The organism is Halomonas tibetensis (assembly GCF_042643535.1).
GTDB lineage: Bacteria > Pseudomonadota > Gammaproteobacteria > Pseudomonadales > Halomonadaceae > Halomonas > Halomonas tibetensis.
Genome location: NZ_JBHRSQ010000009.1, coordinates 70,270 through 85,999, shown reverse-complemented (window position 1 = coordinate 85,999; position 15,730 = coordinate 70,270). Strand labels below are relative to the sequence as shown.

Below are 15,730 nucleotides of genomic sequence, written 5' to 3'. Positions count from 1 at the left end.
GTTGATGTTAGACATCAAGCATAGGCCAAGCGCGCCGAAGCGCCTCTCGTCAGAACGCGCAATCTTCAACGCCCGTGCGAGTCGGCACGAACCAGCGCACAGGACGCAGGTCCTGTTCGATCAGGTCATCCACCTCTAGCAGAGTGGCGAAGATTGCCATGCGCACGGGGATGCCATTGTCGGTCTGTCGGAAGATCGCCAGGCGCCGGTCGCCGTTGAGGTCCACATCCAGATCGTTGGCATCCGGGCGGCTGTCTCGGGGTAGCGGATGCATGACCAGGGTGTCGCGGCCGCAACGCCGATCCAGGAAGGCGCGGTCCACGGTGAAGTCCCTCGACAGGCTGAAGCCTTCGCTCATCTCGGCGGTGAAGCGCTCTTTCTGGATGCGGGTGGTATAGACCACATCCACGTCGCTGAAGTCGTTGTCCAGGCTGTCGTGCTGCTCCACGCGGTGGCCTCGAGAGGTTACCAGATCAATCAGGTGGCTCGGCATTTCCAGTCCCGGCGGCGCCACCAGGGTGATTCGCAGCGGATCATAGAGAGACAGCAGCTTGATCAGCGAGTGCACCGTGCGGCCGAATTTCAGATCGCCGGTCATCAGCACATGAGCGCCGGAAAGCGATCTGCCCAGCCGGGTGAACTCCTTGTCGATGGTGTAGAAGTCGAGCAGCGCCTGGCTGGGATGTTCTCCGGGGCCATCCCCGCCGTTGATCACGGGCACATTGGTGGCAGCGGCGAACTCCGCCACCGAGCCGAGCTCTGGATGGCGCATCACGATGGCGTCGCAGTAGCCGCTCATCACCCGGCTGGTATCGTAGAGCGACTCTCCCTTGGCCATGGAAGAGAAGGTGAAGCCGGTGGTGTCGCAGACGCTGCCGCCCAGCCGGCAGAAGGCCGCGTTGAAACTGACCCGGGTGCGGGTGCTGGCCTCGAAGAAGAGATTGCCCAGCACGGCGCCTTCCAGCACCCGAGTGACCTGGCGACGCTGGGCGATGGGCTCCATGCGGGCCGCGACCCGCATCAGATGGTCGACGTGGTCACGGTTCAGGGAATCGACGGAGAGCAGGTGGGAACTCATCGGCGCGGCCTCGGCTGGCGGAAGAATGGACGGCCGACAGTGTACTCCGCCGCGGCAGCGGGTTCACGGGGCGGTGGCGCCTGTAGGCGGGATGCACCGTTCGAGGGCGCTTAACGGCATGACGAGCCTGAGATGAAAGGCACCGCCCATGTTGCAGCGTGTTCTGCCCATTCCTGCGAAATCCACGAAGCAATCTTGCTGAGAGTGGCCGCCGGCGCTTGCCTGATTCCAATACCAGCCTGGTGGCGTGTCTGGAAAGGCGAAAGTGTCCAATGCGAGTCCCTGCTCGGCATGGTCTGGCTGTAGCAGGGCACTCAGCTCATGGAAGCGGGGCAGCCGCCAAGGGCATTGTTGACTCTGCTGGGCCCTGGCTGCGGCCTGGGCTTCCAGGAAGCTCACCTGCTTGGCCGCCCCAGCGCAGCGCTCATCGGTATAGGTTTGTCCCCGACTGCAGCGCTGCCATACCAGTGACTGATCCGTGTCAATGACCCACTCTCCCTGAGGGATCAAGTCGCCACTGGCTGGGGTGGTGAGCGCTACGGCCACGGCCAGCGTGGATAGCCAACAGGCAATGCGTGTCATGAATCCGTCGTAGAAGAGTGTACCGGCACCCGTCCACCCAGCCGGGTGGTGATCTCAGCGGCGGTCTCGCGCACCAGCGCGCCCAGCTCCAGCAGGCGCGTCTCGGGGATGCGCGCCACTGGGCCCGAGACTGAGATAGCGGCGAGGGGGATGCCGTGCTCGTCGTGAAGGCAGGCGGCGGCACAGTGCAAGCCGATAGCGTGTTCCTCGCGATCGCAGGCGAAGCCTTGGCGGCGGATTTCGGCCAGGCCGGCGCGCAGCGTCTCGGGCGTGTTCAGGGTGTTATCGGTAACGCGGGTCAGACCCTGCTCGTCGAGAATGCGTTCAAGCTCGTCGTCGGGCAGCCAGGCCATCAGCGCCTTGCCGATGCCGGAGGCATGCAGCGGCGCTCGGGAGCCCAGCGCTGTGATCATGCGCATCATCTGAGACGACTCGCTCTGGGCCAGGAAGACGACGGTGCCGCCATCGCGGATACCCAGGTTGGCGGTCTCGCCGGTCAAGGCGGTGAGGCGACGAAGGAAAGGGCGGCTGGTGGCCACGAAGTCGCGTGCTTCGAGGAAGCTGTTGCCGATTCGGAAGGTCTTGACGTCAATCTTCCACACCCCGAGCTCGCTATCCTGAGCGACGAAGCCCTGGCCCTGGAGGGCTTGCAGCAGACGGTGGGTGGTGGAGGGAGCGAGGTCGGCCTGTTCGGCCAGTTCCGAGAGCGCCAGACCTCCGGGGCTCGTCGAGAGGCGTTCGAGCAGGTTAAGCCCTCGCACCAATGACTGGCTGTGGCCGCCGGTGGCCTTTCCCGATCCGGCGGGGCGTCCCGCCGTCCTGCGCTTGACCTCGCTCACCCTCGACTCTCCTCGTGTCGCCTGACTTTTGTTGGACACAGAATACCTCGTCGGCCGCGGGCTGTCGCGCCTGCGGAAATCGCTTCCATTCTTCGTTGGCAGCGGCTCACCGATGCCGCCATTCGGGGGCTCGCTTCTCGATGAAGGCGTCGATGCCCTCGCCAGCATCCTCGGCCATCATGTTGCAGGCCATGACCTCGCCGGCGAAGGTGTAGGCTTCCTCCAGGGGCATCTGCAGCTGGCGCTGGAACATCGCCTTGCCGGTGCGCACCGCAACGGCACTCTTGGCGCAAATGCTGGCGGTGAGCTCATCCACGGCGGTGTCGAGAGCATCGTCAGCGGCGACCCGGTTGACCAGTCCCCAGTCCCGAGCGGTGTTGGCGTCGATGAACTCGCCGGTGAGCAGCATCTCCATGGCGCGCTTGCGGGCGACGTTGCGCGACAGCGCCACCGCTGGAGTCGAGCAGAACAGCCCGGCGTTGATGCCGGAGACAGCGAAGCGCGCCGAGCGTGCGGCCACAGCCAGATCGCAACTGGCCACTAGCTGGCAGCCGGCGGCGGTGGCGATGCCCTGCACCTTTGCGATCACCGGCACCGGCAGCTCGACGATAGCCTGCATCACCTGACCGCAGCGGGTGAAAAGCGCCTGATAGTACGCCTTGTCGGGATTCGCGCGCATCTGCTTGAGGTCGTGGCCGGCACAGAAGGCCCTCCCTTCGGCGGCGATCACCACGCAGCGCACCTGATCGTCATTGGCGAGCCTGCCGAGTTCTTCTTTAAGAGCCGCCAGCATCTCTTCGGAGAGGGCGTTGAAGCTTCCAGGTCGGTTGAGGGTCAGGGTGGCCACGCCTGCCGTGTCGCGGCGCAGCAGGGGCGGAGTCGAGTCGCTCATCATTGTCTCCTGTGGGTCGTCGAGGTGAAGGTGCCAGCTGCCAGGCTAGCGTGCTCGGTAGGTACCGTGCACTTCGACCAAGGATACCGGGTGAGGCTAGCGTGCCCATCCACAAAAAAACCGCCGCGTTGTCTCAACGCGGCGGCTGGTCAAGCGAGGCGGAAGCAAAAGGGGTCAGGCGTCCTGGCCGGTCTGGGAGTAAAGCACACGAACCTTGAGGGTGTGATCTACCTGGCGCAGGGCGTCTAGAGCCTGGGGGCCGTAGGCCTTGTCGACGTCAATCACCACATAGCCGACCTTTTCATTGGTCTGCAGATACTGGCCGGCGATGTTGATGCCGTTCTCCGAGAGCACCCGGTTGATTTCGAAAAGCACACCGGGCACGTTGTGGTGGATGTGCAGCAGGCGATGCTTGTTCGGATGAGCCGGCAAGGCCACCTCGGGAAAGTTGACTGAGGTAACGGTGGTGCCGTTATCGGAATAGGTGATCAGCTTCTCCGAGACTTCAATGCCGATGTTCTCCTGGGCCTCTAGAGTAGAGCCGCCGATGTGCGGCGTGAGGATCACATTGTCCAGGCCGCGCAGCGGGCTTTGGAACTCATCGTTGTTGCCCTTGGGTTCCACCGGGAAGACATCGACGGCGGCTCCATTGAGCTTGCCGGCCTGAATCGCCTCGGCCAGCGCCTCGATCACTACCACCGTGCCTCGGGAAGCGTTGATCAGTATGGCACCCTGCTTCATGCGGGCAATCTGTTCGGCGCCGATCATCCACTTGGTGGAAGGGAGTTCCGGCACATGCAGGCTCACCACGTCGGAGCGGCCCAGCAACTCGTCGAGATTGGCGACCTGGCGAGCGTTGCCCATGCCAAGCTTGGCCACCACGTCATAGAAGATAACGTCAAAGCCCAGCGATTCGGCCAGTACCGACAGCTGAGAACCGATGCTGCCGTAGCCTACGATGCCCAGGGTCTTGCTGCGGGCTTCATGCGAGTTTTTGGCGCTCTTCTGCCAGCCGCCGCGGTGGGCCAGGGCGTTCTTCTCGGGGATGCCGCGTAGCAGCATGATCGCCTCTGCCAGCACCAACTCGGCGACCGAGCGGGTATTGGAGTAGGGGGCGTTGAACACTGGAATGCCACGTATCAACGCTGAGTTGAGGTCAACCTGGTTGGTGCCGATGCAGAAGCAGCCCACGGCCACTAGCTTCTCGGCGGCGGCAAAGACTCGCTCGTTGAGCTGGGTGCGCGAGCGAATGCCGATAAAGTGCACGTCGCTGACCTTCTCGATCAGCGCCGCCTCGTCCAGCGAGGTGGGAAGGTGCTCGATGTTCGAGTACCCGGCGTTGCGCAGATTATCCACCGCGCTCTGGTGTACCCCCTCGAGCATCAGGATCTTGATTTTGCTCTTGTCCAGGGACGTCTTGGCCATGGTCGAATCAACCTCTTCCGGCGCGAGCCGCATGCATTGTCGGGTGTAGAAAAGAGGCCATATCCTAGCACACGCCGGCTGTGGGCCAGGATGAAAATGCTGCGGCGCCATGATGAACGCCATGCAAGTCAAGGCCCCCACTGCGCTGGGGCAGACGACCCCCGGGGGGGAGCGTGTATACTGTTTTTCTTTCAAGATGCCGGATCAGGCGTAGACGGTCGAGGACAGCGATGGCGGAGCGCAAACAGAGGCCCGATGGCCAGCAGAGCGAAGAGACAAAAGCGGTCGACTTCGCCACCACCGTCGAGTGCCTGGAGCAACTGGTGGAGCGACTGGAGTCTGGCGAACTCTCGCTGGAGGCATCGTTGTCTGCTTTCGAGGAGGGCATTCGTCTGACCCGTGACGCCCAGCGCCGTCTTGACGAAGCCGAGCTCAGGGTGCGTACCCTGACCGAGGGTGAAGAGGGTGGCATGGCCCTGGCGCCCTTCGCTGCGCCCATGGAGGATGATAGTGAGCGCTGAGACCCTGATGGTCGGCCTGGCCGCGGATCGCGCCCGAGTGGAAGAGCGTCTCGAGGCGCTGTTCGCCGAGCGGGACGCCGTGGTGCCGCGGCTGGATGCCGCCATGCGCCACGGCGTGCTGGCGGGGGGCAAGCGTCTGCGCCCGGTGCTGGTCTACGCTGCCGGCCGCGCCCTGGGCGCCGGCGACGACAGCCTGGACGCTCCGGCCATGGCCATCGAGCTGGTCCACGCCTACTCGCTGGTCCACGATGACCTGCCGGCCATGGATGACGACGATCTGCGCCGCGGCCAGCCTACGGTGCACCGTGCCTTCGACGAAGCCACGGCGATTCTGGCCGGCGATGCCCTGCAGGTGCTGGCCTTCGAGGTATTGGCGCACGCGCCCCATCCGCGCCTGCCGGCCATGCTGCTGACGCTGGCGAAATCCGCGGGCCGCGACGGCATGGTGGCCGGTCAGGCGCTGGATCTAGCCGCCGTGGGCGGTCATCCCGACGTCGCGGCACTTGCTACCATGCACGGCCACAAGACAGGTGCACTGATCCGCGCCGCGGTCCGCCTGGGCGGACTCGTCGCCGTAGCCGAGGACGACCCGCGCCTTGCCGCCTTGGACGTCTACGCCCAGGCCATCGGCCTGGCCTTCCAGATTCACGACGATGTGCTCGACGTGACCGGCGACACCGCCACCCTGGGCAAGACATCCGGGGCGGATGCCGCTCGCGACAAGCCCACCTATCCAAGCCTGTTGGGGCTTGCCGGCGCTCGCGCCCGTTCTGGCGAATTGATCGAGGAAGCTTCGGCTGCCCTCGCCCCGCTGGGTGAAGGCGCCGCTCCCCTCAAGGCCCTGGCTCGCTACATGATCGAGCGCGACCACTGACACGACAGATGACTCCATGAAGCTGTTCGACGAGATTCCTGCAGAGCGCCCGGCTACGCCGCTGCTCGACACCCTGGACACCCCGTCCGCATTGCGCGCCATGTCTACCGCGCAGCTCGCGCAGGTGGCCGATGAATTGCGTGCCTATCTGCTTTACAGCGTGGGGGTCTCCGGCGGGCACTTCGGAGCCGGCCTCGGCGTCGTGGAGCTCACCGTGGCCTTGCATCAGGCGCTGGAGACTCCCCGCGACCGGCTGGTGTGGGACGTGGGCCACCAGGCTTATCCCCACAAGATCCTCACCGGCCGTCGCGAGGCAATGCCGAATATCCGTCACTACGGCGGTCTGGCGGCTTTCCCTCGGCGCGCTGAGTCGGAATACGACACCTTCGGCGTGGGCCACTCGAGTACTTCCATTTCGGCAGCGCTGGGCATGGCGATGGCCGCTCGTGCCAAGGGGGAGACCCGGCGCACCTGCGCGGTGATCGGCGATGGCGCTCTGACCGCAGGGATGGCCTTCGAAGCGCTGGCCCATGCTGGCCACGTGGATGCCAATCTGCTGGTGGTGCTCAACGACAACGAGATGTCGATCTCCGAGAATGTCGGCGGCATCGCCAGCTACCTGGCGCGGATTCTGGTCAGCAAGCCTTACACCACCATGCGCGAGGGTGGCAAAAAGGTGCTCTCCCATCTCCCCGGGGCGCTGGAGTTGGCGCGGCGTACCGAGGAGCATATGAAGGGGATGGTCAGCCCGGCCACGTTGTTCGAGGAGATGGGCTTCAACTATATCGGTCCCATCGACGGCCATGACCTGCCGCTGCTGGTGCAGACCCTGCGCAACATGCGCGATCTCGATGGGCCACAGTTTCTTCACGTGCGCACCTGCAAGGGGCGCGGTTTCCTGCCCGCCGAGGCAGACCCCATCGGCTATCACGCCATCACCAAGCTGGAGAAGAACGGCGAGACACCGCCGCCCGCGCCGGTCAAGAAGAGCAAACCCGACGATTTATTGCGCCCGACGCCGCGCAACGAATTATCGCGCCCGACGCCGCGCAACGAATTATCGCGCCCGACGCCGCGCAAGTATTGCAACGTGTTTGGCGACTGGCTTTGCGACATGGCCGCCGCCGACGCGAGGCTGATCGGTATCACCCCGGCGATGCGCGAGGGGTCGGACCTGCTGCGTTTCTCGCGAGAGTACCCGGAACGCTACTTTGATGTGGCCATCGCCGAGCAGCACGCGGTGACCCTGGCCGGTGGTATGGCCTGCGAGGGTATGAAGCCGGTGGTGGCGATCTACTCCACCTTCCTGCAGCGCGGCTACGATCAGCTGATCCACGATGTGGCGGTGCAGGCGCTCGATGTTACCTTTGCCATCGACCGCGCCGGCCTGGTGGGGGAGGACGGCCCCACCCATCATGGCAGCCTTGACCTCTCTTACCTGCGCTGCATACCGGGGATGGTGGTGCTGGCACCGGCCGACGAGGCGGAGTGCCGCGCCATGCTGACTGCCGCCTATCACCACCCCGGCCCCGCTGCCGTGCGCTATCCGCGCGGCAACGGGCCCGGCGTCGAGATTCCTGCGCACCTGAAGCCTCTCTCCATTGGCCGGGCCGAGAGGCGCCGCGAGTGCGGCGCCGAGGCCGGAGGGCGAATCGCTCTGCTGGCCTTCGGTAGCCTCAATACGCCGGCCGCCGACGTGGCCGAAGCGCTGGATACCAGCCATCTCAATATGCGCAGCATCAAACCATTGGACCGCGAGGCGGTGCTGGCCGCCGCCGCAGACCATGATCTTCTGGTGACCCTGGAGGAGAACGTGGTGGCCGGCGGGGCAGGCAGTGCGGTCAACGAACTGCTGCTGGCCGAAGGTGTGCAGGTGGCAGTGCTCAATCTGGGCCTGCCAGACGTCTTCGTCGAACACGGCAAGCCTGCCGAACTGCTCGCCGAGTGCGGTCTGGACGCGAAAGGCATCGAAGCGTCGATCCGCGCCCGGCTGCCCTGAACCGTCACGTTTTTTCACGAGGTTGCGATGCTGTTTCTGATATTGATCGGTGCCCTGCTGGGGTTGGCCATCGGAGGCCCAATTGGCCTTCTGATAGGCGCGGCCTTGGGCTACGGGCTGGGTAAAGGCCTGAAAAATCGGCTGATGAAGAAGCTGGTGGGCGTCCAGTCGCAGTTTCTGGAAGCCACCTTTGCTGTTATGGGATGCCTGTGCAAGGCCGATGGCCAAGTCTCCGAGGACGAGCTGGAAGCGTCCCGTCAGCTATGGGATCGGCTGCGGCTCAACGAGGCTCAGCGCACACAGGCTCGCGCTGACTTTAATCGCGGAAAGGGCGCCGACTTCGACCTGGACGCCGAGTTGGCCAAGATTCGCCACATTGCGGCAAATCAGCCCGCCTTGCGTCAGGTTTTCCTGCAGGTACAGCTAGCCGCGGTCGCCGCCGATGGCAAGCTTCACCCCGCAGAACACGAGATGCTGATGCGGGTGGTGCGGGGCCTGGGCTGTTCGGAGGCCGAGATCGCTCAGATCGAAGCCATGCTGCGCGGTGGGCCCCGAGGGACGGACGAACATGGTCCGTCGCTGGAGGATGCCTATCGAGTGTTGGGCGTTGAGCCCGACGCCAGCGACGCCGAGGTCAAGAAGGCTTATCGCCGTTTGATGAGCGAGAATCATCCCGACAAGCTCGCCGCCAAGGGCTTGCCTGAAAGCATGCGTGATGTCGCCAAGGAGCGCACCAGCGAGATCGGCAGCGCCTATGAGCGTATCCGCAAGACTCGCGATGCATGACCCGGTCAGGCGGTGAAAGGCAGCACCGAAGTATAGATAGCAAAATAGTGGCAGGTGCTGCCGCCCATGACGAACAGGTGCCAGATGACATGATTGTAGGGAATGGTACTGATGGCGAAGAAAATCACGCCCAGAGTATAGGAAAGGCCTCCGGCGATCAGTAGAAGGAGGCCGGTGCTCGGCAGCTTCTCGGCCAACTCGGCACCGGCGAAGAGGATCAGCCAACCCATTAGCAGGTAGATGCCGACGCGCAGTGCAGCGAAGCGATGGGGCCACAGCAGCTTGCAGGTGATGCCGCCCAGCGCCAGCGTCCAGACCACGGCGAAGAGCGTCCAGCCCGTGGGGCCGCGTAGGTTGACCAGCAGGAAGGGCGTATAGGTGCCGGCGATCAGCAGGTAGATGGCGCAGTGGTCAAGCAGCTGGAACAGCCGTTTGAGACGCGGGTGGCGAACGCTGTGATAGAGCGTCGAGACGCTGTAGAGCAGCACCAAGCTGATGCCATAGAGACCGATGCTGGCAAGTTTCCATGGATCAACTTGCGCCGTCAGGCTGGCCAGGACAAGCAGTACCACGGCACCGGCCAGGCTCAGGGCCGCGCCAACTCCGTGACTGATACTGTGAAGCAGCTCCTCGAGCAGTGTAAAGCCTCGCACACTCGTGAAAGGTGAGCGCGCCATGGCGGACCCTCCGTGCTTTTCTACCCCACTTGCATACGCGAGGTGGGCGCCGGGTTCAAACGCCTGATGGCTCAGGGCTTGCGTTCGATATCCACATCGCTGGCCTGGGTGAAATCGCCCAGAGACATCATGTGCCCCAGCTTGCCGGCCTTGGTGGAGAGGTAGTGTTCGTTGTGGGGGTTCAGGCCAGTGGTCAGCGGGACCCTCTCGACAACGCGCACGCCGGCGCTGGTCAGCGCCTCGACCTTGCGTGGGTTGTTGGTCATCAGTCTAAGCGATGCCACGCCCAGGTGCTCGAGCATGGGGACGCAGAGGTCGTAGCGGCGAAGATCGGCGCCGAAGCCGAGCTGCTCGTTGGCCTCCACGGTGTCGGCACCCTGGTCCTGCAGGTGGTAGGCACGGATCTTGTTGAGCAGACCGATGCCGCGGCCCTCCTGGCGCAGGTATAGCAGCACTCCGCGGCCCTCTTCGGCGATGCGCTTGAGCGCTTCCTGGAGCTGGAAACCGCAATCGCATCGCATGGAGAACAGTGCGTCGCCGGTAAGGCATTCAGAGTGGACCCGCCCCAGCACCGGCTCGCCGTCGGTCAGGTCGCCCAGCGTCAGGGCGATGTGATCCTTGCCGGTGGCCTCGTCCTCGAAGCCGTGCATGATGAAGGTGGCCCAGGGGGTGGGCAGCCGGGAGGCGGCGATGAAGCGAATCGTCACGGGGTACCTCGGAGTCAGGCCCTACTTTCGTTTACGGCAAGGGCAGTGCCGGCGGGTGGGGGACCATTCTAACAGGAAGCCGGGCGCGGCTCACGACCGCAGCCCCAAGCGTGCCAATCGGGTACAATATGGTCCACATTTCTCGTGGATGACCGCCTGCATGGAACTCAAGAACGATCGCTTTCTGCGCGCCCTGGCGCGTCAGCCTGTGGACCGCACCCCGGTGTGGATGATGCGCCAGGCCGGCCGCTACCTGCCGGAATACCGCGCTAGCCGCGCTGAGGCCGGCGATTTCATGAGCCTGTGTCGTAACCAGGACCTGGCCTGTGAGGTCACCCTGCAGCCCCTTGAGCGCTATCCGCTGGATGCGGCGATCTTGTTCTCGGATATCCTCACCATTCCCGATGCCATGGGGCTTGGGCTTTATTTCGAGACGGGCGAGGGCCCCAAGTTCCGCAAGCCAGTGCGGACCGCAGCCGAGGTCGAGGCGCTCAAGGCGCCGGACGCGGAGCGCGACCTGGACTACGTCATGCGCGCGGTCTCCACCATCCGCCGCGAGCTGAACGGCCGAGTGCCGCTGATCGGTTTCTCCGGTAGCCCCTGGACGCTGGCCACCTATATGGTGGAGGGAAGCTCAAGCAAGGACTTCCGCCACGTCAAGACCATGCTCTATGACACGCCCAGCGTGATGCATGACCTGCTCGATACCCTGGCCACGGCGGTCACCGATTACCTCAACGCCCAGATCCGCGCTGGCGCTCAGGCCGTCCAGATCTTCGATACCTGGGGCGGCGCGCTCTCGACCCCGGCCTATCTGGAGTTCTCACTGCGCTACATGGAACAGATCGTCGCCGGCCTGATTCGCGAGCATGAGGGTCGCCGCGTGCCGGTGATCCTGTTCACCAAGAACGGGGGGCAGTGGCTCGAGGACATCGCCCTGGCGGGCTCCGACGCCGTGGGCCTGGACTGGTCCACTGAGCTCTCCAGCGCCCGCGCCCGAGTCGGTCACAAGGTGGCTCTGCAGGGCAACCTGGACCCTAACGTGCTGTTCGCCCGCCCCGCGGCTATCCGTGCCGAGGTGGCGCGCATTCTCGACAGCTACGGCACGGGCCCCGGCCATATCTTCAACCTTGGCCATGGCATCAGTCAGTTCACCAACCCGGACAACGTCACCGCCTTCATGGAGGCGCTTCACGAGCTGAGCCCTGCCTACCATCGCCAGATTCAGCATGGCTGATCGGTTCGAGCTCCGCTGGCTCCAGAACCTGCATGACCGGCGCCGCCTTTGGGCGGCGCTGGCCGTCGTGGGTGGCTTGCTTATTGCCCTAGGTAGCTTGACGCCGGGCAGCGAGATGCCCAGCAACTTGCCGTGGGACAAGGCCAACCATTTCGTCGGCTATGCGGGTCTTGCGGGTCTGATTGGCCTGGCCGGTGTGCGCCTGCCGCTCACCTTCCTGGTTGCCGTGCTCTTCGGTGTCGCCATCGAAGTTGCCCAGATTCCGGTGCCGGGCCGCAGTGGCGGTGACGGTTGGGACATCCTCGCAAATTCCCTCGGCGCCGCGTTCGCGGTGGTGCTGCTCTGCGGGCTTCGGCGAAGATTGCTGCGGCCTGGCTGAGCAAGAGAGCGGGCTCCTGGCGCGTCGACACCCTCCTGGTGGTAGCACGCTTGCGATTTCGCCGCAGCGCGTCGGCGGTACTTGAAGCGCACCACCGGTGTGCCACTCGTCGCCTTGGCGGCACCGCGATGGTGCGGGGCGGTCGCCTTGGCCCGTGTTCGAGCGTTGAAAGTTGACCTGTCGCCGCAGACTCCTGACTTGGAACGATCCTTGCTAATGTCTTGGGTATGCTGCGGCATGACACAATATCAAAAAGATCTATCATCCATGCGAGGTAAGATACCCATGCTGAACAATAACAAACGGCTCCTGCTGGCTTCTGCCGGTGTCCTGGCCTTCACGGCTTCTTCGATGCTTCAGGCCTCCACCCTGGAGGAGACCCGTGATCGAGGTACTGTCCAGTGCGGCGTCAGCGACGGCTTGCCTGGCTTTTCGGCGCCGGACGACGCAGGCGAGTGGCAGGGCCTTGACGTCGACGTCTGTCGCGCCGTTGCGGCCGCCGTGTTCGGCGATGCCGAGGCGGTGCGCTTCGTGTCGCTCAACGCTGTGGAGCGTTTCACCGCGCTGCAGTCCGGCGAGGCGGACCTGCTCTCCCGCAACACCACCTGGACGACCACTCGCGACACCACGCTAGGTCTCAACTTCACCGGCGTGACCTTCTACGACGGCATCGGTTTCATGGTCCATCGTGACCTGGGCCTTACCAGCGCCAAGGAGCTCAGCGGCGCTGCGATCTGCATTCAGTCCGGCACCACCACCGAGCTCAACGTAGCGGACTACTTTCGCGCCAACGACATGACGTTTGATCCCATCGTCTTTGATACGTCCGAGCAGACCGTGGGCGGCTACGAGGCCGGCCGCTGCGACGTGTTGACCTCCGATACCTCCCAGTTGGCGGCACTTCGCATCCAGCTTGCCGAGCCGGACGCCTCCATGATCCTGCCGGAGATCATCTCCAAGGAGCCGTTGGGACCCGTGGTACGTCAGGGCGATGACGAGTGGTTCAATGTCGTCAAGTGGACGCTTTTCGCCATGATCAACGCCGAGGAGATGGGCATCACCCGCGACAACGTCGACGAGATGCTGGCGTCAGAGGATCCCGATATCGCACGTCTGCTTGGCCAGGACGGCAACTACGGCGAGGGCATGGGTCTCTCTGCCGACTGGGCCTACAACATCATCAAGCTGGTGGGCAACTACGGCGAGAGCTTCGACCGCAACGTCGGGATGGGCTCACCCCTGGAGATCGAGCGCGGCATCAACGCCCTGTGGACCGAGGGCGGTATCCAGTACGCTCCGCCGATCCGCTGAGTGGTAGGCCCCGGTGCCCATTGGCACCGGGGCAACCGTTCTGACTGCCGTCCCGGGGATCCTGGGGCGGTAGCTCTGCATGATGCTTGAAGGATCCAGGCGGAGACCCTCCCCATGTCCACAAGACCCCAGGCCCGATCGGCGGCCTCCAAGACGCCGTTCTGGCGAGATCGCGCCAAGCGGGCGCTGATCTTTCAACTGCTGCTGGTGGCCGCCGTGGCCGCCTTCCTGATCTTCATCATCGGCAATACCCAGGCGAACCTCGCCCAGCGGGGGATCACCACCGGCTTCGGCTTTCTCAACAACACCGCGGGCTTCGGCATTGTCCAGAGCCTGGTTGACTATTCATCACAGAGCACTTACGGCCGTACCTTTCTGGTGGGCCTGCTCAATACCCTGCTTGTCTCGGCCCTCGGCGTCCTGGCGGCGACGATTATCGGCTTCACCGTGGGCATCGCCAGGCTGTCGCCCAACTGGCTGATTGCCCGTCTGGCCAATGTCTATATCGAGACCTTCCGCAACATCCCGCTGCTGCTGCAGATCTTCTTCTGGTACTTCGCCGTGTTGCGTACCCTGCCCAGCCCCCGGGACAGCATCTCCCTGGGCGAGGCGGTATTTATCAACGTGCGCGGCCTGTTCCTGCCGGAGCCGCTCTTCGAGTCCGGCTTCGGCCTGATCCCGCTGGCTCTGGCCGTCGCCGTGGGGGCCAGCATCGCCCTGGTGATCTGGAATCGGCGCCGCCACGCCGCCACCGGCCGGCGCCTGCCGGCAGGCTGGATGTCGCTGGCGCTGATCGTCGGGCTGCCGCTGGCGGTGCTGGTACTGACCGGAGTCCCGGTGACCTGGGACGTTCCGGAACTGCGCGGCTTCAACTTCAGCGGCGGTATCACGGTGATCCCGGAATTCCTGGCCCTGTGGCTGGCGCTCTCCATCTACACGGCCTCGTTCATCGCCGAGATCGTGCGCTCGGGGATCCAGGCGATACCTCACGGCCAGACCGAAGCGGCCCAGTCGCTGAGCCTGCCCCAAGGGCTGGTACTGCGGCTGGTGGTGATTCCCCAAGCCCTGCGGGTGATCATCCCGCCGCTCACCAGCCAGTACCTCAACCTGATCAAGAACTCCTCGCTGGCCACCGCCATCGGCTATCCGGACCTGGTCTCGGTCTTCGCCGGCACCACCCTCAACCAGACCGGACAGGCCATCGAGGTGATTGCCATGACCATGGCGGTCTATCTCACCATCAGCCTGCTGGTATCGACGTTCATGAACTGGTTCAACGCCCGCGTGGCGCTGGTCGAACGCTAGGAGAGGCGCCATGACGATTCGAGAGAAGATGATCGAGGCGAGGCCGGCACCGGGCCTAAGCATCGGCCCGCTGGCCTGGCTGCGCACCAACCTGTTCAGCGGACCGGTGAACAGCGTGTTCACCCTGCTGGGCCTCTACCTGCTCTACGTGCTGCTGACGCCGACGATCCAATGGGCCTTTATCAACGCCGACTGGATCGGCACCAGCCGCGACGACTGCTCCCGGGAAGGCGCCTGCTGGGTGTTTGTCAACGCCCGCCTGACCCAGTTCATCTATGGCCTCTACCCCCGCGACGAGCTGTGGCGAGTCAATCTTGTCTTTGCCAGCTTCGCGGTGCTGATCGCCTGGCTGGCGATCCCGCGGCTGCCCTTCAAGCGCTGGGTGGCCATCGCCACGCTGCTGGTCTTTCCGGTGGTCGCTTACGTGATGCTCTACGGCGGCTACTTCGGCCTGGACCTGGTGGAGACCCATCGCTGGGGCGGGTTGATGCTGACCCTGATTCTGGCTGTGGTCGGGATGGTGGCGGCCCTGCCCATTGGCATCCTGCTGGCCCTTGGCCGCCGATCGGACATGCCGATCGTCAAGAGCTTCAGCGTGGTGTTCATCGAGTTCTGGCGCGGCGTGCCGCTGATCACCATTCTCTTCATGGCTTCGGTGATGCTGCCGCTGTTCCTGCCCACCGGGGTCAGCGTCGACCGCCTGGTGCGAGCGCTGATCGGCATCACCCTGTTCCAGAGCGCCTACATGGCGGAGGTGATTCGCGGGGGTCTGCAGGCGATTCCCCGGGGGCAGGAGGAGGCCGCCGCGGCCCTGGGGATGGGCTATTGGCAGCGCATGGGGCTGATCGTGCTGCCCCAGGCGCTGAAGATGATGATCCCGGGTATCGTCAACACCTTCATCTCGCTGTTCAAGGACACCACCCTGGTGATGATCATCGGGCTCTTCGACCTGCTGGGGATCGTCCAGGCGGCGCTGTCGGACTCCCGCTGGCTGGGTTTTGCCCTGGAAGGCTACGTGTTTGCGGCGTTCATGTTCTGGATCTTCTGCTTCAGCATGTCGCGCTACAGCCAGTATCTGGAAAAGAAACTGCATACCGGCCATAAGAAGTAGCGACCGG

Annotated in this window: 16 protein-coding genes; 9 read left to right on the top strand and 7 right to left on the bottom strand. The window is 64.3% G+C overall.

The features are described from left to right. Positions 1–49 precede the first annotated feature (49 nt). The 5 genes from pyrB to serA form a co-directional block, all read right to left on the bottom strand. Positions 50–1,078, bottom strand: coding sequence for an aspartate carbamoyltransferase (gene pyrB / locus ACFODV_RS06685; protein WP_379756570.1), 1,029 nt, complete (start codon positions 1,076–1,078; stop codon positions 50–52). 63 nt (positions 1,079–1,141) lie between these two features. Then, positions 1,142–1,660, bottom strand: a complete 519-nt coding sequence (locus tag ACFODV_RS06680) for an Lcl C-terminal domain-containing protein (protein WP_379756567.1) — start codon at positions 1,658–1,660, stop codon at positions 1,142–1,144. Continuing rightward, positions 1,657–2,499: an IclR family transcriptional regulator domain-containing protein gene (locus tag ACFODV_RS06675; RefSeq protein ID WP_379756564.1), complete on the bottom strand. Its 843-nt coding sequence runs from the start codon at positions 2,497–2,499 to the stop codon at positions 1,657–1,659. Before ACFODV_RS06675 ends, ACFODV_RS06680 begins: the two co-directional genes overlap by 4 nt. Positions 2,500–2,605: 106 nt before the next feature. Then, entirely contained in the window at positions 2,606–3,391 is a 786-nt protein-coding gene (locus ACFODV_RS06670) for an enoyl-CoA hydratase (protein WP_379756561.1), read from the bottom strand. 174 nt (positions 3,392–3,565) lie between these two features. Beyond that, positions 3,566–4,816, bottom strand: coding sequence for a phosphoglycerate dehydrogenase (gene serA, locus ACFODV_RS06665; protein WP_379756558.1), 1,251 nt, complete (start codon positions 4,814–4,816; stop codon positions 3,566–3,568). Between the two features lie 230 nt (positions 4,817–5,046). Here serA and ACFODV_RS06660 point away from each other — a divergent pair, with 230 nt between their 5' ends. Genes ACFODV_RS06660 through djlA form a run of 4 tightly spaced genes read left to right on the top strand, consistent with a single transcriptional unit; the run spans position 5,047 to position 8,996 of the window. Continuing rightward, on the top strand, positions 5,047–5,337 hold the full coding sequence (locus ACFODV_RS06660; RefSeq protein ID WP_379756554.1) for an exodeoxyribonuclease VII small subunit: 291 nt from the start codon (positions 5,047–5,049) through the stop codon (positions 5,335–5,337). Then, the gene (locus ACFODV_RS06655; protein WP_379756551.1) at positions 5,321–6,211 is read left to right on the top strand and encodes a farnesyl diphosphate synthase; all 891 of its coding nucleotides are present in this window, start codon (positions 5,321–5,323) and stop codon (positions 6,209–6,211) included. The genes ACFODV_RS06660 and ACFODV_RS06655 overlap by 17 nt, the downstream gene beginning before the upstream one ends. 16 nt (positions 6,212–6,227) lie before the next feature. Beyond that, a complete protein-coding gene (locus ACFODV_RS06650; RefSeq protein ID WP_379756548.1) occupies positions 6,228–8,210 on the top strand; it encodes a 1-deoxy-D-xylulose-5-phosphate synthase in 1,983 nt (660 codons plus the stop codon). A 27-nt stretch (positions 8,211–8,237) separates the two neighbouring features. Next, positions 8,238–8,996 (top strand): co-chaperone DjlA, encoded by a 759-nt coding sequence (gene djlA, locus ACFODV_RS06645; RefSeq protein WP_379756545.1) that lies wholly within the window; start codon positions 8,238–8,240, stop codon positions 8,994–8,996. Positions 8,997–9,001: 5 nt separating this feature from the next. Here the strand turns inward: djlA and trhA are convergent, their stop codons facing one another. Both trhA and ribA read right to left on the bottom strand, forming a co-directional pair. After that, a complete protein-coding gene (trhA, locus tag ACFODV_RS06640; protein ID WP_379756543.1) occupies positions 9,002–9,673 on the bottom strand; it encodes a PAQR family membrane homeostasis protein TrhA in 672 nt (223 codons plus the stop codon). Positions 9,674–9,744: 71 nt separating this feature from the next. Continuing rightward, on the bottom strand, positions 9,745–10,380 hold the full coding sequence (gene ribA / locus ACFODV_RS06635) for a GTP cyclohydrolase II (RefSeq protein WP_379756540.1): 636 nt from the start codon (positions 10,378–10,380) through the stop codon (positions 9,745–9,747). A gap of 160 nt (positions 10,381–10,540) precedes the next feature. Here ribA and hemE point away from each other — a divergent pair, with 160 nt between their 5' ends. The 5 genes from hemE to ACFODV_RS06610 all read left to right on the top strand — a co-directional run bounded on the left by hemE (position 10,541) and on the right by ACFODV_RS06610 (position 15,723). After that, positions 10,541–11,617 carry a uroporphyrinogen decarboxylase gene (gene hemE / locus ACFODV_RS06630; RefSeq protein WP_379756537.1) on the top strand — a complete coding sequence of 359 codons (1,077 nt, stop codon included), beginning with the start codon at positions 10,541–10,543 and terminating at the stop codon, positions 11,615–11,617. Beyond that, entirely contained in the window at positions 11,610–11,996 is a 387-nt protein-coding gene (locus ACFODV_RS06625) for a VanZ family protein (RefSeq protein WP_379756534.1), read from the top strand. The genes hemE and ACFODV_RS06625 overlap by 8 nt, the downstream gene beginning before the upstream one ends. Positions 11,997–12,281: 285 nt before the next feature. Next, the gene (locus tag ACFODV_RS06620) at positions 12,282–13,307 is read left to right on the top strand and encodes an amino acid ABC transporter substrate-binding protein (protein ID WP_379756531.1); all 1,026 of its coding nucleotides are present in this window, start codon (positions 12,282–12,284) and stop codon (positions 13,305–13,307) included. A 114-nt stretch (positions 13,308–13,421) separates the two neighbouring features. Beyond that, complete coding sequence (locus ACFODV_RS06615) at positions 13,422–14,612, top strand: amino acid ABC transporter permease (RefSeq protein WP_379756528.1); 1,191 nt, start codon at positions 13,422–13,424, stop codon at positions 14,610–14,612. Between the two features lie 10 nt (positions 14,613–14,622). Then, the gene (locus ACFODV_RS06610; RefSeq protein ID WP_379756525.1) at positions 14,623–15,723 is read left to right on the top strand and encodes an amino acid ABC transporter permease; all 1,101 of its coding nucleotides are present in this window, start codon (positions 14,623–14,625) and stop codon (positions 15,721–15,723) included. Positions 15,724–15,730 lie beyond the last annotated feature (7 nt).